Origin of the sequence: Arthrobacter liuii, from assembly GCF_014639275.1 — a bacterium.
GTDB classification, from domain to species: Bacteria; Actinomycetota; Actinomycetes; order Actinomycetales; family Micrococcaceae; genus Arthrobacter; species Arthrobacter liuii.
The window spans coordinates 140351-165595 of record NZ_BMFW01000001.1; the positions used below are offsets into that span (position 1 = coordinate 140351).

Here is a 25245-nt window from a genome sequence, read left to right on the forward strand (position 1 = left end):
CGTCAGCCACCGGAGACGTCCAGTTCGGCGGCCGCGATGTCCCGGGACTGGTCAACATTCAGGGCGCGGGAGTCCAGCCAGTCCTTGGGCAGGGCAGGCCTTTTCGGCGTGCCGGCGCGGCCGCGGGGACCCTCGGCGTCCACGCCCGGATACGGCGAATCCAGGTCCAGCTCGGCCAACGTGTCCCGGAGTACCTCCAGGCTGGTGACCAGGGCGAGCCGGGTGCGCAGTTCCCCGCCCACCACGTAGCCCTTGAAGTACCAGGCAATATGCTTGCGGATCTCGCGCAGCGCCTTGCCTTCGTCACCAAAGGTTTCCACCATCAGTTCGGCGTGGCGGTACACTCCCTCGGCCACCTGGCGCAGGTTGGGGCGGTGGCGGACGTCGCTACCTTCGAACGCGGCCTGCAGGTCCCCGAAGAGCCAGGGCCGGCCCTGGCAGCCGCGGCCCACCACCACGCCGTCCACGCCGGTCTCGCGGACCATCCGGACCGCGTCCTCGGCGGACCAGATGTCACCGTTGCCCAGCACCGGGATGTCAGGGAGCGCTTCACGGAGGCGGGCAATGGCAGACCAGTCGGCCTTGCCCGAATAGAACTGTGCGGCCGTGCGGCCATGGAGCGCGACGGCGGCAACACCGGCATCGCGGGCGATGCGGCCGGCGTCGAGGTACGTCAGGTGGTCATCGTCGATGCCCTTGCGCATCTTGATGGTCAGCGGAACGCTGCCCTTGGACGCTTCCTTGACGGCAGTCTGGACGATCGCGGTGAACAGGTCGATCTTCCAGGGCAGGGCCGAGCCGCCGCCGCGCCGGGTCACCTTGGGGACCGGGCAGCCGAAGTTGAGGTCGATATGGTCGGCCCGGTCTTCCTCCACGAGCATCCGCACGGCGGCGCCGACAGTGCCGGGATCCACGCCGTACAGCTGGACGGAGCGGACTTTTTCGTCGTCGTCATGGGAAATGATGCGGAGGGATTCGGGCGTCCGCTCCACCAGCGCACGGGAGGTGACCATCTCCGCCACGTACATCCCGCCACCGTATTCCCGGCAGAGCCTGCGGAAGGCGGCGTTGGTGATGCCGGCCATGGGGGCCAGGATCACCGGGGTGTCAACCGTGATGGGTCCCAGCTTCAGGGGCGGGAGTTCCAGCTTGGGGGCGGGCGGAGTTGCAGCAACAGTCACCTGTCCATTGTTGCAAAGCCGGGCAAATCGGTGGTTGCAGGGCGAGTGCCAAAGGGCCTGTTGCAGTTTTCCGCCCGGTGCTAGCGTGGCGCGGGAACTAACACCCGGCAGGACGTTTGAAGGAGCCCAGCCCATGCTTTCCGACAGCTCGTACCCCGTGATCCAGGCGACGCTTCCCGTCGTCGGCGAAAACATCCAGGAAATTGCCTCCCGTTTCTACACGCACATGTTCCAGGAACATCCCGAACTGCTCAACGGCCTGTTCAACCGCGGCAACCAGGCTGACGGCCGGCAGCAGCAGGCGCTGGCCGGGTCAGTTGCCGCTTTTGCAGGCTTCCTGGTCAACGACCCCACCCACCTGCCGGACCACCTGCTGTCGCGCATCTCGCACAAGCACGTGTCCCTGGGTTTGAGCCCCGAGCAGTACCAGGTGGTGCATGACAACCTGATGTGGGCCATCGTCGATGTCCTCGGGGACGCGGTGACCCCTGAGGTGGCCGCGGCCTGGGACGAGGTCTACTGGCTCATGGCCAACATGCTCATCAACAAGGAACGCGGGCTGTATGACGCTGTGCGGCTGAGCCCGGAAACGGTGTGGCGCACGTGGCGGGTGGCCGAAAAGATCCAGGAAACCGAGGACGTGGTCAGTTTCGTCGTGGAACGGACGGACGTGCGGGAGGTCAAACCGTCGCTGCCGGGACAGTACGTCACCCTCCGGATGCAGATGCCCGACGGCGTCCTGCAGCCCCGCCAGTACAGCCTGACCCAGGCCGACGACGGGCAGCACCGGCGCTTCGCGGTCAAGCGTGTCCGCACGGAGGGAGCCCCGGACGGTGAGATGTCCAACCTCCTGCACGACCACGTCAACGTGGGCGACGAGGTCACCCTCTCCGCTCCCTTCGGCGATGTTGTCCTCGAGTACACCGACCGGCCCGTGGTCCTGGCAAGCGCCGGCATCGGCATCACTCCCATGGCCGGCATGCTGTCCCACCTGGTCAAGTCCGGCTCACAGCGGAAGGTAGTGTTCCTGCACGCGGACGACTCCCCTGCCTCGTTTGCGCTGCGGAACCAAGTGACGGCAGACCTCGATGCCCTGCCGGACGGGTCCATCAATACCTGGTTCCTCAATCCGGACGGGGCGGCATCCACCACCGACGGCGCGGGCGGCACTGTGCATTCCGGGTTCATGAACATCCGGGATGTGAAGCTGCCCTCCGACGCCGAATACTACCTCTGCGGCCCGGTGCCCTTCATGCAGGCTGTCCGGACCGCCCTGGTTGGCGCTGGAGTCCGGGCGAAGGACATCCAGTACGAAGTATTCGGCCCGGATCTCTGGCTGGCCGATTACCAGTAGGCAGCGGGCTGGAACGCATGGCAGTCAGGCGCGGTCGGCCCGGCGGCCCCGGCGGGTGGCAGGCTCCTGGGCGGGTTCGACGGCGGCGCGCCGGCTGCGTTCCTCAAGCGCGGCTGCGGCGAGCGCCCCCGTGTCTTCGACGTCGTCCGCGTGGCCGTGCCCGGCGTCGTCCGTCACGCCCGTTGCCTTGATGCCTGTCGCCTTGACCACGAGCACGGCGATCAGGGTGGTCACCGGGATGGCCAGGACCAGCCCGATGGAGCCCACGAGCGTCCGGATGACTTCCTCTGAGAGTTCGGCGCTGGTGAGGGTGTCCATCAGGGGCCGGTCGTAGAGCATGACGATGGTCAGGATGGGCAGCGCGGCCCCGGCATAGGCGAAGGCGATGGTGTACACCGTGGAGGCGATGTGGTCGCGGCCGATCCGCATGGCGGAGGTGAACAGCTTCCGGGCGCTGCTGGCCGGCGCCAGTTCGTAGAGCTCCCACACGGCGGATGACTGCGTGATGGTGACGTCGTTGAGGACGCCCAGGCCTGAAATGATGAGCCCGCACAGGATCACCCCTGAAATGGAGATGTTGTGCGAAGTGTTCACCAGCGTGGCGGCGTCGTGGCTGCCCACGCCGGCCAGGTTGGCGGCGTTGGTGGCCCAGGCTGCCAGCAGTGCGGTGATGGCCAGCCCGAAGATGGTGCCCAGGAGTGCTGTGGACGTGCGCGCCGAGAAGCCGTGCGCGAAGTACAGCACCCCGATCATGATCACGGTGGATCCCACCAGGGCCAGCAACAGGGGCGGTTTGCCTTCCACCAGGCCCGGGAGGAGGAAGTTCGCGAGCACAAAGTAGGCGCCCACCAATCCAATCAGGGCCCGCAGCCCGCGCCACCTGGCGACGGCGATGACCACCACGGCGTAGAGCACGGCGAGCAGGACAATCGGCAAGGTCCGGACGAAGTCCACGAAGATGTAGGCCGGCGAACCCTGCGACCCCGTGGCACCCTGGGCGTTCGACAGGTTCAGGTACCGGATCTGGTCCCCGGGCTTGACCCCATGGGATGAGGCTACGTCCGGGTTGATCACCACTTTTACCGGGCTTCCACCCTTGTCCGGCTCGGTGAAGGCGAAGGTGCAGTCCGAGCCCTGCCCCGGCGGCTGCTGCGCGGAACCCTGCTGGCCGGTTCCTTGCTGGCCTGTGCCCCGTTGACTTGTGCCCTGCATACAGTTCTCGGTCACCACGTTTTGGATGGTGCCTGTATCGAAAGTGACGCCGGGGGCGGTGGAGTACGGGTTGGCCAGCGAGACCCCGTCCTTGCTGCCGGATGGCCATAGCGCGGCCATCCCGGCCAGGGTCAGCAGTGCCAACGGAATGAGCACCGCCGCCAGGATGCGGTTCGCCTTGCTGCGGGCAGCCATCGCCTGGGGCGTCGGCTCCGAATGATCCAAGGAAGCGTGGGAGTGACCGGCGCCCATCAGCAGTACAACCTCATAGGTTGAACTCTACGTGCGGCGCCATAGAGTTTATAAATGGACCATCGGGATGGGGAGGAACCAGGCATGGACAACCGTGGTGCTAGTGGGGCCGGCAGCAGCGGGACAGCGGACAAGGGCACGGTTCGGGCCGGGCAGATGCCCCTTGTTCCTGCCCACAAGCCCGTCCTGAGCGTCCTTGAAGCATCCGGTAACACCAAGGGCGTGGTCCTGGTCCTGCACGGGGGCAGGGCCCACAGCCGGGACCCGGTGGAGGCCCGTCACCTGAGCCCGGCCAGGATGATCCCATTCGCCAGGCAACTGCACCGCGCCGGCCGGGAGCACGGGCTGGCCGTCTGGTCCCTGCGCAACAGCGTCCGTGGTTGGAACGGCCCGGACATGTCCCCGCTGCGGGACGCCCGCTGGGCGCTTCAGCAGATCACTGACCGCCACCCCGGCGTTCCCGTCTTCCTGCTGGGCCATTCCATGGGCGGCCTGACCGCCGTATGCGCAGCCGACCACCCGCAGGTGGAGGCAGTGGTGGCGCTTGCCCCGTGGCTGGGCCCGGAAACCCCGGCTGGCAGGGTCACCGGCAGGAAGGTCCTGATTATCCATGGCTCCACCGACCAGATGACCAGCCCTTCCCAGTCGCTGGCCTTCGCCCGCCGGGCTTCCGCGGACGCGGCGAGCATGCAGTACGTGTCGCTCACGGGTGTGGGGCACTTCATGCTCCGCAAGATCCGCTTGTGGCACACCCTTGCCACCGGGTTCGTCATTACCTCCTTCGCCGAGAGCACAGGCGCCGCGGTCCGCCCGCCCCGCGCCTTCACCCAGTTGCTTCCTGCTTCCTCGGTTCAGGTAACCCTGTAGGCCGCCCGGCGATGCCTTGGCTTCCCCCACCCAACGACCGGTTCTACCGGCTGATCGTCTGGACCGGGCAGTTCCTGCGCTGGGCCCTCCGCCTGGACGTCCTCCCCACGGGTTTGGACCACCTGCCCGCAATGGGGCCGCTCAGCGGGCCGTTCCGGCAGGTCTCCCCCGGCAGCGGGGCGGTCTTTGCCGTGACGCACTTCGGCTATTTGGACTTTGCCGTGCTCGAGTTGCTCCTGTGGAGGCGCGACCGTGCCCAGCTGCGGTTCCTGGTCCACCAGGGCGCGGCGGACCATTGGCTTGCCGGCCCCGCCATCAGTGCCAGCGGCCATGTGGTGGTGGGATACACGGACCGCTCAGACGCCTACGGCGCCGCGGTGGCCAAGCTGCGGGATGGCGAGTACCTTGCGGTGTTCCCCGAGGCCGGGGTCAGCCGAAGCTTCACGGTCCGCGAATGCCGGACCGGGGCTGTCCGGATGGCGGCGGAGGCCGGCGTCCCGGTGATTCCGGTGTCGGTTTGGGGCGCCCACCGCGTGCTGACCCGCGGGCACGGCTTCTCGCTGCGGCGCAGCTGGCGGGCGCCCATCAGGGTCCACGTCGCCGAGCCGATCGTGTTTCCGCCGGACGTTGACGTGGAAGCGGCCACCGGGATGCTGCGCAGCACACTGCAGGCAGGGATCGACCGCTGCATGGCCGACTTTCCGCGCCGACCGGAATCCGGGGCGTGGTGGATGCCGGCGCACCTGGGCGGCAGCGCCCCTACCGATGCCGAGCGGCAACTTCTGGACGCGGCGGACATAGCCGCGGGCCGCCGTCGTACTCCCCGCACCAAGTAGCCGGTACGTCCCGACGTCGAAGCCGGCGCGCGACGGCGTTCCCCTCCCAAGTAAGTAGCGCCAAGTGCCGTTTTGAACGCTCAAAACGGCCGTTGGCGCTACTCAGTTGGGGCCGCATGGGCCGGTCCCCTAGTCAGAGACCACCAGGGTTTCCGCGCCCGCCAGCCGGGCTTTGCCGCCCGCCAGGAGGGGCTCGACGGCGGCGCGCAGGGCGGTCATGGAATCGTCCAGTTCCAGCATGACCGGGTGCTGGTACGCGATCAGGGCAAGCATGTCGCGGACGGCCTCGGCGGCATCGTCAGCGGCCAGCGAAGGCTCGTGACCCAGGAACACGTCGGTAGGGGTTTCCTGCCGGGCAGCTTCTTGTCCGGCAGCTTCCTGTCCCGGGGCGGCGTCAGGATCCGACGGGGCGGCGTAGCTGACCGCGAACGCACGGATGCGGCCCTTCTTGCCCGGCGCCACGCCGGACCCGAATGCTGATTCCGGCTGGGCCCGGAGCACGATGGCTCCGTGGGCTCCAGTGAGCTCATCCAGGAACAGCTTCTGGACCTGGCCCACGGACAACACGCCGGGAGAGTCCCAGCCGTGGATGGCGGTGTAGTACCGGCCCACCACGTCCGTGAGCTCCACGGAGCCGGTGGCCAGGTCCATCACGACGTCGGACCCCGCATTTTCGTTACTGACGGGCCGCCCGCCGAAGTCCCGGTCCGGGAAGACGGGCAGCTTCAGGGCCCCGGGTTCCACGACGACCAGGCGGGAACGCTGGATGGGAGAGAGCCCGAAGTGTTCGGCGAAGGCATCACCCGCGGTGCCGGGCTCCACCTTGGCGCGCAGCTTGGTGACGCCCGACGGCGCGTTTTCGGCTTCGCGCCGCAGCATGGTCAGGAGGCTGGCCCCGATGCCCGCGCGGCGGTGGTCCCGCGCAACTTCGATGTAGGCCCACAGACGTTCCGGGTGCAGGGACGCCTCATAGACGACGCCGGCTGCCACGGGAATGCCGACGCCGTCGATGACGTCCTCGGCCACGATGCAGCGGCGCCACGGGGAGCCTGCCCCGCCGTTGGAGGACACCGCGAGGGCGCCGCGGAACTGGCGGGCAAGGGCGGTGTCCGGGTCGCCCCAGATTTCCAGGAGTGCCAGGTCGTCGCCGTCACGCCATTCGCGGTATTCGATGGCCATGCTCAGGCGCCGATCAGCCGTGCGGCCAGGTAGCCCTCCACCTTGTCCAGGGAGACGCGTTCCTGGCTCATGGTGTCCCGCTCGCGGATGGTGACGGCCTGGTCCTCGAGGGTGTCGAAGTCCACGGTGATGCAGAACGGGGTGCCGATCTCGTCCTGGCGGCGGTAGCGGCGGCCGATGGCCCCGGCGTCGTCGAAATCGATGTTCCAGTTCTTCCGCAGCTGCGCGCCCAGGGCCTTGGCCTTCGGGGACAGGTCCTCGTTGCGGCTCAGCGGCAGCACCGCGGCCTTGACCGGGGCCAGGCGCGGGTCAAGCTTCAGCACGGTGCGCACGTCCACGCCGCCCTTGGCGTTGGGGGCCTCGTCCTCGGTGTAGGCGTCCACCAGGAACGCCATGAAGGAGCGGGTCAGGCCGGCCGCGGGCTCGATCACGTACGGGGTGTAGCGCTCGTTGGTGGCCTGGTTGAAGTAGCTCAGGTCCGTTCCGGAGGCCTTGGCATGGGTGGAGAGGTCGAAGTCGGTCCGGTTGGCGATGCCCTCGAGCTCGCCCCATTCCGAGCCCTGGAACCCGAAGCGGTACTCGATGTCCGTGGTGCCCTTGGAGTAGTGGCTGAGCTTTTCCTTGGGGTGCTCAAAGAAGCGCAGGTTCTCCTCGCGGATGCCCAGGCCGGTGTACCAGGCCATGCGCTCCTTCATCCAGTACTGGTGCCATTCCTCGTCGGTGCCGGGCTCGACGAAGAATTCCATTTCCATCTGCTCGAACTCGCGGGTGCGGAAAATGAAGTTTCCGGGCGTGATCTCGTTGCGGAAGGACTTGCCGATCTGGCCGATGCCGAACGGCGGCTTCTTGCGGGAGGTGGTGAGGACGTTGTTGAAGTTCACGAAAATGCCCTGCGCGGTTTCGGGTCGCAGGTAGTGCAGGCCTTCCTCGTTGGCCACCGGTCCCAGGTAGGTCTTGAGCAGGCCGGAGAACTCCTGCGGCTCGGTCCACTGGCCGCGGGTGCCGCAGTTGGCGCAGGCGATGTCCTTCAGGCCGTTCTCCGCCGGGCGGCCTTTCTTCTCCTCGTATTCTTCCTCGAGGTGGTCGGCACGGTAGCGCTTGTGGCAGGAGAGGCACTCCACCAAGGGATCGGAGAAGACCTCCACATGGCCGGAGGCTTCCCAGACCTGGCGGGGCAGGATCACGGAGGAGTCCAGGCCCACCACGTCCTCGCGGCCGCGGACCATGGACTGCCACCACTGGCGCTTGATGTTTTCCTTCAGCTCGGCGCCGAGGGGCCCGTAGTCCCAGGCAGACCGCGAACCGCCGTAGATCTCACCGGCCTGGAACACGAAGCCCCTCCGCTTGGAGAGTGAAATAACCTGGTCGAGGACGGATTTTGCTGCCATGGGGTAACTCCAATTTCTACAGGGCCGCTGGGTGCGGTCCGCGGGTTGTCAGGCCCCGGCTGCCGTGCGCCTGGGGAACAGTGGGCAACGGGCCGGGGCGGATGAAGGAAGATGCTGGAAAGCTTGTGTCCTAGCGTACCGGCCGCTGCCTGCGCAGCGCGCCCCGTGGCCAGGGCAGGGTGGCCAGGATAATGGCCCCGAGCGTGAGCAGGGTCCCCAGGACGGTGGCCGGAGCGACGACGGCGCCCGGGGCGGGCAGCGCAAGGTCCAGTGCCAGCGAGCCGAGCAACTGGCCCGCGATCATGCCCAGCCCGGTGACCAGCACGCCCAGGCTGCGGACCAGGAGGGCGCCCAGGCCGATGAAGACGCAGCCCATGGGTCCGCCAAGGTAGTACCACCACTCCCCCGGCAGCGGGTTGGCCGGGCCGGCCACCGCCAGCTTCACGGCGAACGCCGCCCAGAGCACGATGCAGCCAGCCACGAAGTTGACCAGCGTGGCGGCAATGGGTGTGCCGTAGTGGACGGTGGCGGTGCCGTTCATGGCCTGCTGGAAGCTCATGAGGAATCCTGCCGCCACCGGCAGGATGAGCGGAAGCAGGAGCCCGGCCGCTCCGTCCGCTGCGCCTCCGCCGCTGAATCTTGGCGACACGGCCCAGGCGACGGCGGCGATGGTCAGGATGCAGCCGACGATGCGGATGCCGGTGACGGACTTCTTTCCTGCCGGGCCAATACCCAACCGGTCCACCAGCAGGCCGCTGACGGTCTGCCCGGTGACGGCGGCGACAGTGAAGAGCGCCACCCCCAGGATGCCCACGGTGAAGGACTGGGCAAACACGAACAGCGCACCGGTGGCACCGGCCACCACGTAGATGCGGGGAAAGGCCCGGTTCCGGACGGCAGGGAGGATGTTTGCCAGGCCTGCCCGCCCCCGCGGCAGCACCAGCGAAATGACGATCATGACCACCAGGCCTGTGCTGAAACTCACGGCCGCGGCCGCGATTCCGTCGTTGAGGCGGGCACCCAGGGCCCCGTTGATGCGGCCCTGGACGGGGATGGCGAGGCCGGAGCCCACAGCAAGGGGCAGGCCTGCAAGGACCGGCAGGCGCGGAGGGGAGGTCATTGAATCCACCTTAGTTCAGGCATTATGGCTGTATGAGCAACCCCATTGACGATGTCCCCATCCGCGACGGCATGATCCGGCTTGGCCAGCTGCTGAAGCTCGCCAACCTCGTGGAGGACGGGGTGGAGGCCACGGAGCTCATCAAGAACGGAATGGTCAAGGTCAACGGCGAAATCGACGACCGCCGGGGCAGGCAGCTGCACAACGGGGACACAGTGACCGTGAACGGCCAGACCGTCCGCGTGGTGGTGCCGGACGCCGGCTGACGTTCGACGGGAGCCGGCCGGCCGCCGTCGTACTTTTATTTGTTCAGCACCTCGTGCGTGAGGAACTCCCCCACGTGCCCGATTTCCTGCTGGTTGATGCCGTGCCACATGCCGGTGTACAGCACCTTGGTGAGCTTGACGTGCTTGCGGACCCAGCCCATGGTGAACTCGATCTTGTCCTGGGTGATCACCGGGTCCTGCTGGTCCCGGCCCCAAAACATGGGAACGGTCCCGTCCAACTCGGCGTCCCTGAACGTGGGATCGTCACCGGCGTCAACCGCAAAGCCTGAGAGTCCGACGACGGCAGCGAAGTCGGTGGGCCGCTGGCGCAGGAGCGTGGTGGCCATGGCCATGCCCATGGAGAAGCCCAGCAGCGAGACGGAAGGGTGGCCGGGCCTGATGGCGTCGATCCACTCGAGTACGTAGGCGGATGCCTTCTTGACCCGTTCCAGCGAGTAGTCGATGGAGGCTGTGAGCGGGAACCAGGTGAAGCCGGGGCCCATGGCGATGGGCGCACGGACGGATGCGACGGTGAAGTCCCCGGGCAGGAGGTCGGCCAGGCTGAGCAGGTCCTGCTCGTTGGCGCCGTATCCGTGGAGCAGCACCAGCAGCGGCTTGCCGGCGCGCTGGCCTTCCGGATGGGACCACAGGACAACGGGGGCGGGAAATACTTCGGCGTCAGTCATGGTTTCCATTCTTACAGTTACCGGAAGGTAACAACCTACGTTCGCGTAGGCAGCGAAGCGGAAGGCAGGATAGGACCGTGACTGACGCAAGTGCCATCCAGACCCCGTCCGCGCACCCCGGCTCCCACCCCTGGAGCCGGTACGTGGCGATGGGCGATTCCTTCACCGAGGGCATCGGCGACCCGGAACCCGCAAGCCCCGGAGGCCACCGCGGCTGGGCAGACAGGGTGGCCGAAGAGCTGGGCCGCACCCAGCCGGACTTCGCCTACGCCAACCTTGCCGTCCGCGGCAGGCTGCTGCGGCAGATTGTGGACCAGCAGCTCGCCCCTGCCCTGGCGCTGAAGCCTGACCTGGTCACCTTGTCTGCCGGCGGCAACGACCTGATCCGTCCAGGCGGTGATCCTGACGCGCTGGCCGAGAAGCTTGATTCCGTAGTCCAGATCCTGTCCATGGGCGGTGCCACGGTGGTCCTGTTCAACGGCCCGGATACGGGTTCCTCGGTGCTCAGCCGGATCCGGAGCAAAGTGGCCATCTACAACGAGAACCTGCGGACAGTTGCGGCCCGGCACGACGCCATTATCGCCGACATGTGGTCCCTGCGGCAGCTGGGCGACCCCCAGATGTGGGACCAGGACCGGCTGCACTTTTCGCCGCTTGGCCATCACACCATAGCGGCCATGGTACTGGATTCGCTGAACGTTGAGCATTCCCTGGAGCCGCTGCAGCCCAAGCCGCTTCCGCCCCGGACCTGGCGTGAGGCCAGGAACGGCGACCTTGTGTGGGCGCGCGAATACTTCGTGCCATGGGTGCTGCGCCGGCTGCGGCACCAGTCCTCGGGCGACGGCATCACGGCAAAACGGCCGACGCCGGGTCCCGTCTTCGGTCCCGGCGTTCCGTTGGGATCCGGCGAGGGTCCGCTGGGAACCTCCGAACCCAGCCACCGGTAGGGCCGCCGGGGCTAAGCTGGAAGGACAACATTCGAGAGGCGCGCCACCGTGAGCAGCTTGTTTTTCTGGATCATCATCCTGTCCTTCGTCGTCCCCATGGCCATGCGGATGTACAGGCGCTCCATGGCGCGGCGTGACCGGGACCAGGGCCTCCCCGGCCAGTACCCCGGTTCTGACCAGTTCCCGGGCTATGGCCAATTTCCGGGTTCAGCCGGGCCGCAAAGCAACCAGCCGCGCGATGGCTATACCCAGCAGGACTACTACTCCGGCGGCTTCCGGCAAGGCCAGCCGGGCCAGCCGCCGCAGCCCTACCAGTACGGACAGCCGCCCACGCCGGACCCACGGTATGGCGCTCCGCAGGAACCCCCGTACCAGCAGGCGCCGTACGAGCAACAGCCTTCCCAGCAGCAGCGCCCCTGGCAGCAGAGTCCCGGGCAGCAGGCACCGGGCCAGCCTTCGGGGCCTGCCACTCCCCCGCCCCCGGCAGCACCCCAGGGGTTCCGCGCCCGCAAGCTTGCGGAACTGGACCAGCAGTACAGCAACGGCGAACTGTCCATGGAGGATTACATGAAACGCCGCGGCGACATCATGAACGGCTAGCCAAACTGATGGACAGCCAGATCGGGGACCGGCTTCCGGTCCCCGATCTGTTTATTTAATCGACCTGTCTAGTGCACCTGGGGGAAGCCCAGGTCAATCACCGAGGTTGCCGGGTCGGGCCAGCGCGTGGTCACCACTTTGCCCCGGGTGTAGAACCGGATGCTGTCGGGGCCGTACATGTGCGTGTCGCCGAACAGCGAATTCTTCCAGCCGCCGAAGGAGAAGGACCCCACAGGCACCGGAATGGGCACGTTGACGCCCACCATTCCTGCCTCGACGTCGAACTCGAACTGCCGGGCAGCGCCGCCGTCCCGGGTGAAAATGGCCACACCATTGCCGAACTCGTTGTCGTTGACCAGCTTGACGGCGTCACTGTACGTGTCCGCGCGGACCACCGACAGGACCGGGCCGAAGATCTCGTCGTCGTACACCTTCATGCCCGGCTTGACGTGGTCCACCAGGCTGACACCGATGAAGAACCCGTCTGAATCGAACTGCTGCGAGCGCCCGTCAACAACCACCGTGGCCCCTTCGCCTTCCGCTCCGGCCACGTAGGAGGCCACGCGGTCCCGGTGCTCGGCGGTGATCAAGGGTCCCATCTGGGAGGCGGGGTCCGTTCCCGCACCGATCTTCAGGTCTGCCATGCGGCTTGAAATCGCCTTCACCAGATCGTCGGCGATGTTGCCCACTGCCACCAGGACGCTGACTGCCATGCAGCGCTCACCGGCGGAGCCGTAGGCGGCAGAAACCGCGGCGTCGGCAGCCATGTCCAGGTCGGCGTCGGGAAGCACCACCATGTGGTTCTTGGCCCCGCCCAGCGCCTGGACGCGCTTGCCGTGATCGGCAGCACGCTTGTAGATGGACTGCGCGATGGGGGTGGAGCCGACGAAGCTCACCGCTTTCACGTCAGGGTGTTCGAGCAGGATATCCACCGCCTCCTTGTCGCCGTGGACCACGTTGAGGACGCCTGCCGGCAGTCCTGCTTCAGTGAAGGCCTCGGCGATGAAGACCGCGGAGGACGGATCCTTCTCGCTCGGTTTGAGCAGCACCGTGTTGCCGCAGGCCAGTGCGCTGCCGATCATCCAGAGGGGCACCATGGCCGGGAAGTTGAACGGGGTGATGCAGGCCACCACGCCCACGGGCTGGCGGACGGAGTGCACATCCACACCGCTGGAGACCTGCTCCGAGCGTTCGCCTTTGAGCATGTGGGACAGCCCGGTGGCGAACTCGATGTTCTCCAGCCCGCGGGAAATTTCACCCTCCGCGTCGGAGAGGACCTTCCCGTGCTCGCTGGTGAGGATGGCCGCAAGCTCAGGCTTGCGCTGCGTCAGGATTTCCCGGACCCGGAAGAAGATGTTGGTGCGTTTGGCCAGGCTGGTGGCACGCCATGCCGGCAGCGCGGCCCGGGCGGCTGCGATGGCTTCCTCCGTCCGTGCTGCCGAGGCAAGCGCCACCTGCTTCCCCTGTTCGCCCGTGGCGGGGTTGTAGACGGGACCGAAGCGGTCGGCGTCGCTGACGCGGGCGCCGTTGATGTAGTGCGGGATGGTTTCCAAGGGGAGTCTCTTTTCCTGCGTTGCTTGCTGTGGGGCTAGTTGGTCGGCGTGCGGTGGGCGGACTCCAGCGTGCCGTCCACGAGCTTGATGATCATTGAGCAGTCCTTGCCCGCATCACCGGCGTCAATGAGCCGCTGGAACAGTTGCTGGACGTGCCTTCCGATCTCCAGCGGCGTTCCGGTGCCTTCCGCGGCGCTGATGGCCAGGCCAATGTCCTTGTTCGCCAGCTCGGTGGTGAAGGTGGGCGCGAAGTCGTTGTTTGAAGCCGCGGTGGGAACCACCCCGGGCACCGGGTACCAGGTCCGCAGTGCCCACGAGTCCCCCGAAGAGACCGAGGCAATGTTCCAGAAGACCTGCTTGTCCAGGCCCAGCCGGTCCGCGAGGACTGCGCCCTCGGCCGTGGAGGCAAGGTTGATGAAGAGCATCAGGTTGTTGCAGATCTTTGCCGCCTGCCCCGTGGTGGGGCCGCCGGTGGGGATGATGTTCGCGGACATTGGACCGATGTAGCTAGATGCGTCGGCCACGGCGCCCTCTTCGCCGCCCACCATGAACGTCAGTGTTCCCGCCTCGGCGCCGCTCATTCCACCGGACACCGGGGCGTCCACAAAGCGGAAGCCGGCGGCAGCCGCGGCGTCGTGAAGTTCCTGGGCCGAGGCGATGTCAATGGTGGAGGAGTCGATGAGCAGGGTGCGGGTGTCGGCATGCGCCAGCACCCCGTCCTCGCCGAGATAGACAGCCCGGGCGTGTTCGCCCTTTGGGAGCATCGTAAACACGGCGTCCGCGCCGTCCACGGCTTCGGCGATGCTGGCGGCGCGCTTGACGCCGCCTGCCTCAGCGGCCGCCAGGGCGGCCGGGTTGAGGTCGAAACCGCGCACGTCGTGCCCGGCCTTCACCAGGTTTACGGACATGTGGCCGCCCATGTTGCCCAGGCCTATCCAACCGATAACTGCCATGCGTAAGCTCCTTTGCTTCCATTCCGGCGTTATGCCGGCGTCTCTGTGTCTACGATCACATCCTGTTAGAGTGCAATCAAGGGGAAAAATTACAGATGCCCTGTGCATTGCTGCACATACTAGGAAGGCCAAGCGTGGACTCGAGACGGTTGCCAAGCCCCGACGACCTGCTCATCCTGCTGACGGTTGCACGACTGGGCCGGTTCAATGCGGTGGCGGAAACCCTCGGAACGACCCACACCACCATTTCACGCCGTATCCTCGCCCTGGACAAGCAGTTGGGCGGCCGCACCCTGGAACGCAGCCCGCAGGGGTGGGAGCTGACGCAGCTTGGTGCCGCGGCTGTGGAAGCGGCAGAGGCGATTGAGGCCACGCTGGGTTCGCTTTCAGGGCGGATCGGCCAGAACCAGAGCGCCCTTGCCGGCCTGGTCCGGGTGGCCACCACGGACGGTGTGGGCGCCGTGTTCGTCACCCCTTCGCTGGTGCGGCTCCAGCAGCAGAACCCGCTGCTGAACATTGAAATGCTGAGCGCTACGCGGAAAGTCAGCCAGAACCGGTCCGGTGTGGACCTTGAGGTCGTGGTGGGCCGGGCCGACGTCAGCACCGCGCAAACGATCTTCCTGAGCAACTACTACCTGCGCCTTTACGCCAGCCCTGGCTACGCCGCCCGGCACGGGCTGCCGGAAACGCTCGACGGCGTGGGGCAGCACGGGTTTGTCTCCTACGTCGAATCTGCACTGCAGGTCGCGGAGCTGGGGCCGCGCTGGTCAGAGCAGCTTCCGATGCCCAGGACCAGCTTCCAGGCCACCAGCGTGTTCGCCCAGGTGGAGGCGGTGCGGCAGGGAGCCGGCATTGGGCTGCTGCCGAACTTCATGGTGGCAGGGCGGGAGGACTTCGTGCCCGTCCTGGCGGCCGACTTTGAGCGGCAGCTTCCCATCTGGGCCGTTGCCCGTCCGGAGTCGCTCCGGTCAGCCCCGGTACAGGGAGTGATTGCGGCACTCAAAGAGGAAGTGAAGGAGCGCTCCGGGCTGCTGGCAGGTTAGGCCTCAGGCCCGGAAAAGCCGCCTGACCACCTGCCCGGACGCCAAGGCATCCAGTCCCTCGTTGATCTCGCTTAGCGGCCGGGTGTCTGAATGCAGCAGCTCAACCGGCAGCCTGCCCTCCCGCCAGTACGCGAGGTACTTCGGGATGTCCCGTGAAGGCACGGCGTCACCCATGTAGGAGCCCAGCAGCCGTTTGCCCGCCCCCGCAAACTGCAGGGCCGGCACCGTCAACTCGGCGGACGGATGGGGCAGGCCCACCGAGACCACCGCGCCGCCGCGCGTCACCAGCTCCAAGCAGGAGGCGATGACGCGTGCGGAGCCCACAGCCTCAATGGCAACGTCCACTCCGTCGCCGGCAGCTTCCGCGACCAGCCGGGCCGCGTCCTCCGGAGTTCCGACCGCGGTGGCCCCGGCGTTGCGCGCCAGCTGGTGCTTCCCCTGGTTTGGGTCGATGGCAATCACGCTGGCAGCCCCGGCGAGGCGGGCCGCCATGACGGCGGACAGGCCCACCGCGCCGAGGCCGAAGACTGCCACGGACTGCCCGGAACTGACACCGGCGGTGTTGAGCACGGCGCCCATTCCGGTGAGCACGGCGCAACCAAACATCGCCGCAACAGTGTCGGGGACGTCGTCGTCAATTACCACCACCGATTCCCGCGCAACCACCGCGTAATCCGCGAAGGCCGAGACGCCCAAGTGGTGGTTGATCCGCTCCCCCGCCAGCGTCCTCAACAAGGCAGGCCCGTGCAGCAGGTCGCCGGAGCCATTGACCTCCGCCGCCCGGTGGCACAGCGCCGGCCGGCCTGCCAGGCATGCCCGGCATTGCCCGCAACTGGGCACGAAGACCAGCACCACGTGGTCACCCACGGACACGTCGGCTACCCCCTCGCCGACGGCCTCGACCCGGCCCACCGCCTCGTGGCCCAGCGCCATGGGAAGCGGACGGATGCGGGAACCGTCTACCACCGAAAGGTCCGAATGGCACAGGCTCGAGTAGGTGATGGACACTCCAAGCTCACCTGCGCGCGGCGCCGGCTTCTCGAGTTCCTGCACCAGCAACGGCCGGGACTCGGCGTAGGTTCGCGTGCCCGGGCCGGCTCCTGTGGTGGGGGCGGCGGGAACGGTGGCATACAGGACGGCGGCTTTCATGCGGATCCTACTTCTTGCCCGCGGCCAGCAGGTCGGCGGTGCCTTGGGCGTCGGCGGCATCCACATCGTGCAGCGAGATGCCGCGGGTTTCCTTCAGGAAGAAGACAGCGACGGCGGTGACGGCGCAGGCGATGAGCAGATAGACCGCCACCGGGACGGAGGACTTGTAGGTGCCCAGGAGCGAGGCGGCGATGATCGGGGCAAGGGAACCTGCCACGATCGAGGTCACCTGGTAGCCCAGGGAGACGCCGGAGTAGCGCATCCGGGTGGGGAACATTTCAGCCATGATGGCGGGCTGTCCGGCGTACATGAAGGCGTGGAACACCAGGCCGATCATGATGGCGGCCAAAATAATGGCGTCGTTCCGGGTGTCCATCATGGGGAACGCGAAGAAGCCCCAGGTGGCACCCATGATGGTGCCGGCCATGTAGACGGGCTTGCGGCCGAAGCGGTCGGACAGCTTGCCGATCATGGGCACGACGGCGAAGTGGACGGCGTGCGCAAGGAGCAGCAGGAGGAGGATGCGCGTGGTGTCTGCCTGCACCACGGTCTTCAGGTAGGTGATGGAGAACGTCACCACGAGGTAGTACAGGATGTTTTCCGCGAAACGCAGGCCCATGGCGGTGAAGACCCCGCGCGGGTAGCGCCGGAATACTTCCGCAACGCCGTAGCCTTTATGGCCGGCGTCCACCTCCTTGCGGGCTTCAAGGAAGATGGGTGCGTCATTGACCTTGGTGCGGATGTAGTAGCCGATCAGGACGATCACCGCTGACAGCCAGAACGCCACGCGCCAGCCCCATCCCAGGAAGGCGTCCTGGGTGAGCGTGGAAGACAGGATGAACAGCACCGCCGTGGCGAGCAGGTTCCCCAGCGGCACCGCCGACTGCGGCCAGCTGGCCCAGAAACCGCGGGACTTACTGGGGCTGTGCTCGGCGACGAGGAGGACGGCGCCGCCCCACTCCCCACCGACGGCAAAGCCCTGGGCGAACCGGAGGATGACCAGCAGCGCTGGAGCCCAGTAGCCGATCTGCTGGAACGTGGGCAGGCAGCCCATGAGGAAAGTGGAAACCCCTACCAGGATGATGCTCAGCTGCAGCAGCTTTTTACGGCCGAACTTGTCGCCGAAGTGGCCAAAGACGATGCCGCCGATGGGACGGGCCACGAAGCCGACGGCGTAGGTGAGGAAGGCGGCGATGATGCCGTCCAGTTCGGAGCCGGCGTTGGGGAAGAACGCCTTCCCGAACACCAGCGTGGCGGCCGATGCGTAGAGGAAAAACTCGTACCACTCCACGACGGTGCCGGCCATGGAGGCTGTCACCACTTTCTTCAGGCCTGATGCCTTGACGTCGGTTTCCTCGGTGCGCCTTGCGGCGGTGCGTTCCGTACTCATGCGAACTCCTTCGGCGTCGTCGTCGACACCACGGGGACAGTCGATGGCAGCCGCGTGTGATGTACACCACGAAAGCCGGCTTCGATGAGTATGGTCTGCATACCCCTGCAACCTCAACGCCCATTAGTGCAGAAGGCACCTGCAGGAATGCACATCCAGCTGCTGCCGCGTGCATTACTCGCAACGGCATTCCTACGCGCCCGCGGCCCTGGCTAGACCAGGAAGCTGCTCCGCAGCTGGCCGCCCAGCTGGCCGATCTCGGTCAGGAACCCGTCATGCCCGATGGGCGCCTGGATGACGTGGACGTCCACCTCGCCGGGCAGGGCCTGCGCCAGCTCATGTGACTGTGACGGGAAATAGAGCCGGTCGGAGTCGACGGCGGCCACGAAGAACCGCGCCGTGGACCGGGCCAGGGTTTCGGCCAGGTTCCCCCGTCCCCGGCAGACGTCGTGGCTCATCAGCGCCTCGGTCAAGGCGATATAACTGTTGGCATCGAATCGCTTCACGAGCTTGTTGCCCTGGTGGTCCAGGTAGCTTTCCACCTGGTAGCGGCCGCGGGCAGCGAGTACTTCCCCTTGGAAGGGTGATTCGGGCTCCTGGGGTGCCCGGCCGAAGCGGCTTTCCAGTTCCGCGGCTGACCGGTAGGTGATGTGGGCGATGCGCCGGGCAAGCGCCAGCCCCTCTTCGGGACAATGGCCGCCGTAGTAATCGCCGCCGTTGAAGTTCGGATCCTGCCTGATCGCCAAGGTCTGGGCCTGTGCGAAGGCGATCTGTTCGGCCGTGCTGGCGGCACCAACGGAGATCACGGCGCACCGCTGCACCCTTTCGGGGTAGGTCAGGGCCCATTCCAGGGCGCGGGCACCGCCCATGGATCCGCCGAGCACGGCAAACCAGCTCGTGATGCCCAGCTGGTCTGCCAGCCGGGCTTCGGCGGCCGTGCTGTCGCGCAGGGTGACAAGGGGGAACCGCGAGCCCCAGGGCGCTCCATCCGGGGACGGCGACGAAGGGCCGGTTGATCCATAGCAGCCGCCCACGATGTTGATGGACACCACGAAGAAGCGGTCGGTGTCCACGGGAGCGCCGGGACCGGCCAGCTGTTCCCACCAGCCTTCTTCATCGGTGTCGCCCCGCGTCACGTGGGTGCTGCCGGTCAGCGCGTGCTCGATCAGGATGGCGTTGCTGGCGTCCGCATTGAGCGTGCCCCAGGTTTCATAGGCCAAGGTGACGTCCGGGAGGTACCCCCCGGCTTCCAGCTCCAGCCCCCCGATGGAGGCGTAGCGGACGATTCCGTGTTCGGGGATGGTGGTTGGGGCGACGGTAACCGTCATGGCAAGACCTCTTCTACGCGCTTGCCCGCCGTCATTTGACCGGCAGGCCAGGTCTTCACCCGGGGCACCCCACCGCGGATGGAGGGTTGCCGGCCAGCAAGCCGGGGCTGTCACTGGCACTCATGACCTGGTTCGAGTGTACGAAACACCCCCCGCTCCGGGCCAAGAGTGTGACTGGTTGTGACTTCCCGGCTGGCCGCCGGCGGGTGTCCGTTCGGCTTCGCGTCAGGCGTCAGCGCCCTTGGCGGCGCGGAAGCCTGCTTCCAAATCTGCCAGGATGTCGTCGATGTGCTCCAGGCCCACGGAAAGCCGGACCAATCCGGGGTGCACCCCGGCAACGACCTGCTGCTCCGGCGAAAGCTGGCTGTGCGTGGTCGACGCCGGGTGGATGACCAGGGAGCGGACGTCACCGATGTTGGCCACGTGGGAGTGCAACTCCAGGGCGTCGACGAAGCGCTTGCCTGCGTCCGCTCCGCCGGCCAGGTTGAAGGCGACGACGGCGCCAGTCCCCTTGGGTCCGTACTTGCGGCCGCGTTCGTACCAGGGGCTGGACGGCAGCCCGGCATAGGCGACCGATTCGACGTCGTCCCTTGCCTCCAGCCAGCGCGCTACTTCCGCAGCGTTGGCAACGTGGCGCTCCACCCGCAGGCTCAACGTCTCCAGGCCCTGGGAAATCAGGAAGGCATTGAAGGGCGACACCGCCGAGCCCAGGTCGCGCAGCAGCTGGACCCTCGCCTTGAGGATGTAGGAAAGGTTGGCCCCAAGCGCGCCACCCTCGCCGAGGTCCCGACCGTAGACCAGTCCGTTGTAGGTGGGGTCCGGGGTGTTGAAACCGGGGAACCGCCCGGGATCCTTGCTGAAGTCGAATTTGCCGGAATCGACGATAACCCCGGCGATCGCCGAGCCGTGGCCGCCGAGGTACTTGGTGGCTGAGTGGATCACGATGTCCGCTCCCCACTCCAAGGGGCGGATCAGGTAGGGCGTGGACAGGGTGTTGTCCACGATCAGGGGCACGCCGGCCTGATGGGCCACCTCTGAGATGCCTTCGATGTCCAGGACGTCCTGGCGCGGATTGGACACCACTTCACCGAAGAAGAGCTTGGTGTTGGGCTGGACGGCATCGCGCCACTGGTCCAGGTTGTCGGGGTCGGCCACGAAAGTGACGGAGATACCGAACTTCTTGAGGGTGTGCGCGAACAGGTTGTAGGTTCCGCCGTAAAGGCTGGGGCTGGCCACAATGTGGTCCCCGGCCTCCGCAATGTTCAGGACTGCGAAGGTCTCCGCGGCCTGCCCGGAGCTCAGCAGCAACGCGGCGAGGCCACCTTCGAGGCTGGCGATCCGTTGTTCGACGGCATCCTGCGTCGGGTTGCCGATGCGCGTGTAGATGGGGGCCAGCTCAGCCAGGGCAAAACGGTTGGCCGCACTTTCGGCGCTCGGGAACACGAAGGACGTGGTCTGGTAAATGGGCAGTGCGCGGGCTCCTGTGGCGCTGTCGGGCTCCTGCCCTGCATGGATCTGGCGGGTTTCGAAAGACCATCCGTTGGACATCCAAATCTCCTTTGACATGGGCCCGGCGTGCTCTGGGCAGTACGGGCCGCGCTTGCTCTCCGGCCGCTGCCGGACAGCCAGGTCTTCACCCGGGGCACCCCACCGCGGTTGAAGGGTTGCCGGCCAGCGAGCCGGGGCTTGGCGCTGGCGCTCATGACCTGCGCCCAGTCTAGGAACGGGCTGGCTGCCGTGGACAGGATTGTGACGAACATGGTCATCCTTCATACCCATCGCGTTGCCGCGCCGCACTCGCTGGTGGACGCCGCCGTCGTCCCGCTTGCCGGCAACTCCAGGCCCCGCTTTCCGGCCAGGATTCCAGTAAGGGTACCCTTAGCTGAGAGCCCGATCACAAAGTGCCAAGATGTTGCCATGCGCATGGATCACGTCTCTTACGCCTGTGAACACGATGGCCTCGCGGCCACTGCCGAACGTATTTCATCTGCCCTCGGCGTTGAGGCAGTGAAGGGCGGGGTACACCCCCGGTTCGGAACCCGGAATATGATCATCCCGCTCGCCGGGCACAAGTACCTCGAAGTCGTGGAGGTCCTGGACCACCCGGCATCGGACAAGGCGCCGTTCGGGCAGGCGGTGCGTGCCCGTTCCGCGGCCGGTGGCGGCTGGATGGGCTGGTGCGTCGAGGTGGACGACCTCGCCCCCTTTGAGGAGCGCCTGGGCCGCGCTGCCGTGAACGGGAACCGCAAGTTCCCGGACGGCCGCGAGCTGGTCTGGAAACAGATTGGCATCCTGGGCCTTATTGCCGATCCCCAGGTCCCGTACATGCTCAAGTGGGAGGGTGATCCGTCACTGCACCCATCCAATGCATACGAGAGCAACCTCAAGATGAGCTGCCTGACCATCGCCGGTTCCGCTTCGCGCGTCACAGAGTGGCTGGGTGAGCCGGTGGAGAAGCCGCTGGAGGACGTTGCCGTCGAGTGGGTCGCACCGCACGGAACACCGGGCATCCTGTCGGTCACCTTTGAGACCGCCAACGGAGCCGTCACTATCTGACGGTCCCACCCTGCCCTGTTGAGTTTCCCGGCCGATGGGTGGCCCGGGTCCATGCCCGGATAATCTTCGGCCGCCATGAGGTGGTGACAACGGCGTCACCACCTCATGGCGGCCGAATTCATTTAAGCGGCAGCTGACCGTGGGGCTAAGTCGTCGCTGTCCACGGTGCCAAGTTGCCGCTGAGTGGGCGGCGACGGATGCTCCAGACTTCAATGTCAGTGCCTCGTTGGATGATTCTTCTATGGGAATCGGCAGGGGTGTCAGGGTAGCAACGGAAGGTGCTCACGCCTGCGTTGCTGCCCTTGATGCGCTGGACCTTGAGGACGCTGGACTGGCTGCCGGGGTCAATGTTGGCGCCGGTGTGGATGTGTTGCAGCGGCGGTATGGGATCCGGCTGGAACGGTTGGAGCTCGTGGCGCGGTTTGAAGCGCTTGCTGGCTGCGGTGAAAGCCCGCGACGCGGCCGACGCCATCGAATTCCAGCAGGCGATGATCGCCCCGGATGCCCCAGCCCATGAGCGTGCCTACGCGGAGATGTCCGCTGTGGAGGAAATCGCCGGGGTCCTCACGCTCAGTTCCCCGGCGGCAGGGGCGTTCGTGGACCAAGCACAGTGGATCTGCTCCCAGCCTCCGGCCTTCGAAGCGCTGTCCACCGGCGCCATGTCCTGGCAGCACGCCCGCATCCTCGCCGACGAAACCGAAGGCCTCACCGAAGCCGGCGCCGCCGCCCTGGTGGCACACTTCTTCGACCCCCACGCCCCCAACCCTGCCCGCGGCGCCACCCCCGGTGAACTGCTACCGTCCCGGTTCCGGGCCAAGATCCGGGGGTGGCGGGAGCGCCACCACCCCGAATCCATCGAAAAACGCCACGCCAGGAGCGCCGCCGACCGGAGGATGGAATACAGGCCGGACCGGGACGGCATGGCCTGGATCTCCCTCTGCCTTCCCGGAGACAAAGCCTGCGCCATCTGGAACCGCACCACCGCCACCGCCCGCGGCCTCCAAGGACCCGACGAACCACGCACCATCACCCAACTCCGCCCCGACATCGCAGCCAGCCTCCTCCTCGGCACCCAGGGCAGCACCGCCGACGGCACCTACGCCGGAACTGACGGTCAGGGGAACCACACCGAAATCGGGAAAGTCCCCACCCCGCGGGCCGATGTCCTGGTCATGGTCCCGGTCTTCTCCCTCCTCGGCGCGACCGACGAGCCGGCGGTGCTGGACGGTTTCGGACCCATCCCGGCATCCATGGCCCGCAAACTCGTTGCCGACGGGGCGAACTCCTTCTACCGGGTCCTGGTCGACCCGAGGGACGGGGCGCCCTTGGAGATTGGCCGGAAGAATTACCGGCTTACCGAAACCATCAAACGCTGGATAAGGATGCGCGATGCCAAATGCACCTTCCCCGGCTGCACCAACCACACCCCAGACAACGAAACCGACCACCTCAAAGCCTGGGAACACGGCGGCACCACCGGAACCAGCAACCTGGCACAACTCTGCCCAAAACACCACCGCCTGAAACACGCACGGCCCTGGACCCCCGATGCCGCAACGAAAAACGAACCACCCGGCTGGACCTCACCAACCGGCCGCCACCACAAACCCGAACACCCCGACCGCGAACCAACCCAATGGCCGTCAGGAATCCTGCCAGTGGGTGTTGTCACGACGCCCATTGAGGGTGCAGAAAGCTGCCGCAGCGGTCGCCCAGGTATGCGCGCCACACCGGACGCCACACTTCTGCCAAGTGCCACGGCTTTCCCGGAGATCGCAGTTCCACCCGATGCCACAGGTACACCAGAACATATGCGGTGGCAGCAGCTGCTCGCTGGGATGCAGGTCCTGCACGATCCACCATTTGAGGAGCCGAGCGGCGAGACCATGCTGGATCCAGACGAGCTTTGCGCTACTGATCCCCTGTGGGACGGCTTTTATGCGAAGCCCTTCGTATTGCCGCCGGACCCACAGGAGGACTGGGAGTTGCTGCTGTCGCTGGTGTGACAGGCAGTCCTCCTGCTGAAACGGCCCGGCCAGGTAACTGCGCATTTCTTGGCGCCCCAAAGCCAGTGCCAGGCATCCGGGTGCGGAAGAGGTCACGATGCGGGAGGACGGTGCGGAAGGAGCGCGGAAGCGTACCCACGATGGGACTCGGAGTTACGGTCCACCCAACAGGCCGCACCCAACTGTTCTGTCGGCCGTTTTCACAATGATGAAGACCCTGGCTTCACCAGAGGACGGTTCTGCGAGGATTTCGGCCCCGCCTGCAGTTTTGCCCTGCATCGTCATACCAATCACGTCGCGCTGTGCCGGTTGTGGCGTCGGTCCGCAGTTGTATTCGCGCCCGGCGAATTGGACTTTTGAAGGAATCGCTTTGGGCCAGAGCACCCAATCGGACGTCTGCTGATGGATGCTCCACAACCGCCATGCGGCGAGTACTCCGGCCAGGGCTATGGCGGCCACTATCAACGACAATCTCGATCTTGACCCCAGCCTCATGATGAAAACCATCCACCAGGGCAATCCGCAGGTCAACGGCCGCCGAGTGGCTTCCGGCATTCCCGAACGCGCGGCGGATCGTGGCCCTTACCCCAACCCGACAGCTTTTCCGAAAAGGCTGAAGCCCACGAACGCCACGATATCCAACAGGGCATGCGCGATAGCCAGTGGCATGACCCGGCGGGTGCGGGTGTACAACCAGGCGAAGACAACCCCCATCACGGCGTTGCCAATGAACGGACCGAAGCCCTGGTACAGGTGGTAGCTGCCGCGCAGCAAAGAGCTGGCGGCAATGGCCAGCGGCATGCTCCAGCCGAACTTGCCGAAGCGGTCCAGGAGGTAACCCACCACAATGACTTCCTCCAGAACCGCATGGCGGACGGCGGACAGGATGAGGACGGGCACGGTCCACCAGTAGGCATCGAGCGCACTGGGGATGATGGCGGTAGTGATTCCCAGCGCCCGGCCGGCCGCATAGAGCCCCAGCGACGGGATGCCGATCAGTGCAGCCAAACCCAGTCCCTGCAGCAGGTCCCTGCCAGGCCGGGCAAAGTCGAACCCGAGCTTCCGGAATGCAGAACCTGGGTTGCGGGCCTCGCCGGGTGCAGCCTGGCGCTGGTCCGTGAGGAAGTAAAGGACCAGCAGCACCGGTACCAGTGCAAAGATAATGTCCAACAGCTGATAAGTGAGATCGAAATATTCACGGGTGCTCTGGGATCGGTTCAGGGTTGACGTGCCCTCGGCCAGCGGGGCGCGCGTCATCTTATCCAGCAGCTGCACCACGGAGTAGACAGCCGACTGGCCCAGGGACAGGCCCAGGACGATCCAGACTTCGAGCCGCAGTCGACGGCGGGAGGGAACCAGCATGTTCCCATCTTGCCTTC

At 66.5% G+C, this 25245-nt stretch carries 23 protein-coding genes and 2 riboswitches; of the genes, 9 read left to right on the forward strand and 14 right to left on the reverse strand.

All coding sequences use genetic code 11. The features are described from left to right. Positions 1-2: 2 nt before the first annotated feature. Positions 3-1181 (reverse strand): tRNA dihydrouridine synthase DusB, encoded by a 1179-nt coding sequence (gene dusB, locus IEW19_RS00725; RefSeq protein ID WP_188569769.1) that lies wholly within the window; start codon positions 1179-1181, stop codon positions 3-5. A gap of 133 nt (positions 1182-1314) precedes the next feature. On the opposite strand from dusB, the gene IEW19_RS00730 reads away from it, so the two are divergent. Further along, the gene (locus IEW19_RS00730; RefSeq protein ID WP_188569770.1) at positions 1315-2535 is read left to right on the forward strand and encodes a globin domain-containing protein; all 1221 of its coding nucleotides are present in this window, start codon (positions 1315-1317) and stop codon (positions 2533-2535) included. Between the two features lie 24 nt (positions 2536-2559). On the opposite strand, the gene IEW19_RS00735 is transcribed toward IEW19_RS00730, so the two are convergent. Continuing rightward, on the reverse strand, positions 2560-3942 hold the full coding sequence (locus IEW19_RS00735; protein ID WP_188569771.1) for a YibE/F family protein: 1383 nt from the start codon (positions 3940-3942) through the stop codon (positions 2560-2562). 213 nt (positions 3943-4155) lie between these two features. Here IEW19_RS00735 and IEW19_RS00740 point away from each other — a divergent pair, with 213 nt between their 5' ends. Together IEW19_RS00740 and IEW19_RS00745 are read left to right on the forward strand one after the other, a co-directional pair. After that, entirely contained in the window at positions 4156-4866 is a 711-nt protein-coding gene (locus IEW19_RS00740; RefSeq protein ID WP_229748258.1) for an alpha/beta hydrolase, read from the forward strand. A gap of 11 nt (positions 4867-4877) precedes the next feature. Next, on the forward strand, positions 4878-5702 hold the full coding sequence (locus IEW19_RS00745; RefSeq protein WP_188569772.1) for a lysophospholipid acyltransferase family protein: 825 nt from the start codon (positions 4878-4880) through the stop codon (positions 5700-5702). Between the two features lie 129 nt (positions 5703-5831). Here IEW19_RS00745 and IEW19_RS00750 read toward each other — a convergent pair whose 3' ends face one another. The 3 genes from IEW19_RS00750 to IEW19_RS00760 form a co-directional block, all read right to left on the reverse strand. Next, the gene (locus IEW19_RS00750) at positions 5832-6881 is read right to left on the reverse strand and encodes a GNAT family N-acetyltransferase (protein ID WP_188569773.1); all 1050 of its coding nucleotides are present in this window, start codon (positions 6879-6881) and stop codon (positions 5832-5834) included. Positions 6882-6883: 2 nt separating this feature from the next. Beyond that, a complete protein-coding gene (locus IEW19_RS00755; RefSeq protein ID WP_188569774.1) occupies positions 6884-8269 on the reverse strand; it encodes a glycine--tRNA ligase in 1386 nt (461 codons plus the stop codon). Positions 8270-8399: 130 nt separating this feature from the next. Beyond that, positions 8400-9389: a DMT family transporter gene (locus IEW19_RS00760; protein WP_188569775.1), complete on the reverse strand. Its 990-nt coding sequence runs from the start codon at positions 9387-9389 to the stop codon at positions 8400-8402. Between the two features lie 32 nt (positions 9390-9421). On the opposite strand from IEW19_RS00760, the gene IEW19_RS00765 reads away from it, so the two are divergent. Then, positions 9422-9655 (forward strand): RNA-binding S4 domain-containing protein, encoded by a 234-nt coding sequence (locus tag IEW19_RS00765; RefSeq protein ID WP_188569776.1) that lies wholly within the window; start codon positions 9422-9424, stop codon positions 9653-9655. A 35-nt stretch (positions 9656-9690) separates the two neighbouring features. Here IEW19_RS00765 and IEW19_RS00770 read toward each other — a convergent pair whose 3' ends face one another. After that, complete coding sequence (locus tag IEW19_RS00770; protein WP_188569777.1) at positions 9691-10341, reverse strand: alpha/beta hydrolase; 651 nt, start codon at positions 10339-10341, stop codon at positions 9691-9693. 77 nt (positions 10342-10418) lie between these two features. Between IEW19_RS00770 and IEW19_RS00775 the strand changes: the two genes are divergently transcribed. Beyond that, positions 10419-11288 carry an SGNH/GDSL hydrolase family protein gene (locus IEW19_RS00775; RefSeq protein WP_188569778.1) on the forward strand — a complete coding sequence of 290 codons (870 nt, stop codon included), beginning with the start codon at positions 10419-10421 and terminating at the stop codon, positions 11286-11288. A gap of 48 nt (positions 11289-11336) precedes the next feature. After that, entirely contained in the window at positions 11337-11888 is a 552-nt protein-coding gene (locus IEW19_RS00780) for a hypothetical protein (protein ID WP_188569779.1), read from the forward strand. A 68-nt stretch (positions 11889-11956) separates the two neighbouring features. Here IEW19_RS00780 and IEW19_RS00785 read toward each other — a convergent pair whose 3' ends face one another. Further along, positions 11957-13441, reverse strand: coding sequence for a CoA-acylating methylmalonate-semialdehyde dehydrogenase (locus tag IEW19_RS00785; RefSeq protein WP_188569780.1), 1485 nt, complete (start codon positions 13439-13441; stop codon positions 11957-11959). A 35-nt stretch (positions 13442-13476) separates the two neighbouring features. Next, positions 13477-14394, reverse strand: a complete 918-nt coding sequence (mmsB, locus tag IEW19_RS00790; protein ID WP_188569781.1) for a 3-hydroxyisobutyrate dehydrogenase — start codon at positions 14392-14394, stop codon at positions 13477-13479. 95 nt (positions 14395-14489) lie between these two features. On the opposite strand from mmsB, the gene IEW19_RS00795 reads away from it, so the two are divergent. After that, positions 14490-15437 carry a LysR family transcriptional regulator gene (locus tag IEW19_RS00795; protein ID WP_188569782.1) on the forward strand — a complete coding sequence of 316 codons (948 nt, stop codon included), beginning with the start codon at positions 14490-14492 and terminating at the stop codon, positions 15435-15437. A 3-nt stretch (positions 15438-15440) separates the two neighbouring features. Here the strand turns inward: IEW19_RS00795 and IEW19_RS00800 are convergent, their stop codons facing one another. The 4 genes from IEW19_RS00800 to IEW19_RS00815 all read right to left on the reverse strand — a co-directional run bounded on the left by IEW19_RS00800 (position 15441) and on the right by IEW19_RS00815 (position 20852). After that, complete coding sequence (locus IEW19_RS00800) at positions 15441-16586, reverse strand: zinc-binding dehydrogenase (RefSeq protein ID WP_229748233.1); 1146 nt, start codon at positions 16584-16586, stop codon at positions 15441-15443. Positions 16587-16593: 7 nt separating this feature from the next. Then, on the reverse strand, positions 16594-17976 hold the full coding sequence (locus IEW19_RS00805) for an MFS transporter (protein ID WP_188569783.1): 1383 nt from the start codon (positions 17974-17976) through the stop codon (positions 16594-16596). Between the two features lie 212 nt (positions 17977-18188). Continuing rightward, the gene (gene metX, locus IEW19_RS00810) at positions 18189-19304 is read right to left on the reverse strand and encodes a homoserine O-acetyltransferase MetX (RefSeq protein WP_188569784.1); all 1116 of its coding nucleotides are present in this window, start codon (positions 19302-19304) and stop codon (positions 18189-18191) included. 12 nt (positions 19305-19316) lie between these two features. Continuing rightward, positions 19317-19432: riboswitch (SAM riboswitch) on the reverse strand. Between the two features lie 97 nt (positions 19433-19529). Continuing rightward, positions 19530-20852: a bifunctional o-acetylhomoserine/o-acetylserine sulfhydrylase gene (locus IEW19_RS00815; protein WP_188569785.1), complete on the reverse strand. Its 1323-nt coding sequence runs from the start codon at positions 20850-20852 to the stop codon at positions 19530-19532. A gap of 43 nt (positions 20853-20895) precedes the next feature. After that, a riboswitch (SAM riboswitch) is annotated at positions 20896-21011 on the reverse strand. A gap of 210 nt (positions 21012-21221) precedes the next feature. On the opposite strand from IEW19_RS00815, the gene IEW19_RS00820 reads away from it, so the two are divergent. Together IEW19_RS00820 and IEW19_RS00825 are read left to right on the forward strand one after the other, a co-directional pair. Continuing rightward, entirely contained in the window at positions 21222-21860 is a 639-nt protein-coding gene (locus tag IEW19_RS00820; RefSeq protein ID WP_188569786.1) for a VOC family protein, read from the forward strand. A 422-nt stretch (positions 21861-22282) separates the two neighbouring features. Continuing rightward, the gene (locus IEW19_RS00825) at positions 22283-23866 is read left to right on the forward strand and encodes an HNH endonuclease signature motif containing protein (RefSeq protein WP_229748234.1); all 1584 of its coding nucleotides are present in this window, start codon (positions 22283-22285) and stop codon (positions 23864-23866) included. 153 nt (positions 23867-24019) lie between these two features. Here IEW19_RS00825 and IEW19_RS00830 read toward each other — a convergent pair whose 3' ends face one another. Beyond that, positions 24020-24325, reverse strand: a complete 306-nt coding sequence (locus IEW19_RS00830) for a hypothetical protein (protein WP_229748235.1) — start codon at positions 24323-24325, stop codon at positions 24020-24022. A gap of 123 nt (positions 24326-24448) precedes the next feature. Continuing rightward, complete coding sequence (locus IEW19_RS00835) at positions 24449-25228, reverse strand: CPBP family intramembrane glutamic endopeptidase (protein WP_188569787.1); 780 nt, start codon at positions 25226-25228, stop codon at positions 24449-24451. Positions 25229-25245: the final 17 nt, after the last annotated feature.

Bases quoted from the DNA above. Each gene is read 5' to 3' on its own strand.
- IEW19_RS00740 (WP_229748258.1), top strand. From the start codon at position 4,156: ATGCCCCTTGTTCCTGCCCACAAGCCCGTCCTGAGCGTCCTTGAAGCA.
- IEW19_RS00765 (WP_188569776.1), top strand. From the start codon at position 9,422: ATGAGCAACCCCATTGACGATGTCCCCATCCGCGACGGCATGATCCGG.
- IEW19_RS00815 (WP_188569785.1), bottom strand. From the start codon at position 20,852: ATGTCCAACGGATGGTCTTTCGAAACCCGCCAGATCCATGCAGGGCAG.
- IEW19_RS00750 (WP_188569773.1), bottom strand. From the start codon at position 6,881: ATGGCCATCGAATACCGCGAATGGCGTGACGGCGACGACCTGGCACTC.
- IEW19_RS00760 (WP_188569775.1), bottom strand. From the start codon at position 9,389: ATGACCTCCCCTCCGCGCCTGCCGGTCCTTGCAGGCCTGCCCCTTGCT.
- IEW19_RS00735 (WP_188569771.1), bottom strand. From the start codon at position 3,942: ATGGCTGCCCGCAGCAAGGCGAACCGCATCCTGGCGGCGGTGCTCATT.
- IEW19_RS00835 (WP_188569787.1), bottom strand. From the start codon at position 25,228: ATGCTGGTTCCCTCCCGCCGTCGACTGCGGCTCGAAGTCTGGATCGTC.
- metX (WP_188569784.1), bottom strand. From the start codon at position 19,304: ATGACGGTTACCGTCGCCCCAACCACCATCCCCGAACACGGAATCGTC.
- mmsB (WP_188569781.1), bottom strand. From the start codon at position 14,394: ATGGCAGTTATCGGTTGGATAGGCCTGGGCAACATGGGCGGCCACATG.
- IEW19_RS00755 (WP_188569774.1), bottom strand. From the start codon at position 8,269: ATGGCAGCAAAATCCGTCCTCGACCAGGTTATTTCACTCTCCAAGCGG.
- IEW19_RS00745 (WP_188569772.1), top strand. From the start codon at position 4,878: ATGCCTTGGCTTCCCCCACCCAACGACCGGTTCTACCGGCTGATCGTC.
- IEW19_RS00770 (WP_188569777.1), bottom strand. From the start codon at position 10,341: ATGACTGACGCCGAAGTATTTCCCGCCCCCGTTGTCCTGTGGTCCCAT.
- IEW19_RS00805 (WP_188569783.1), bottom strand. From the start codon at position 17,976: ATGAGTACGGAACGCACCGCCGCAAGGCGCACCGAGGAAACCGACGTC.
- IEW19_RS00820 (WP_188569786.1), top strand. From the start codon at position 21,222: ATGCGCATGGATCACGTCTCTTACGCCTGTGAACACGATGGCCTCGCG.
- IEW19_RS00800 (WP_229748233.1), bottom strand. From the start codon at position 16,586: ATGAAAGCCGCCGTCCTGTATGCCACCGTTCCCGCCGCCCCCACCACA.
- IEW19_RS00795 (WP_188569782.1), top strand. From the start codon at position 14,490: ATGCCCTGTGCATTGCTGCACATACTAGGAAGGCCAAGCGTGGACTCG.
- IEW19_RS00730 (WP_188569770.1), top strand. From the start codon at position 1,315: ATGCTTTCCGACAGCTCGTACCCCGTGATCCAGGCGACGCTTCCCGTC.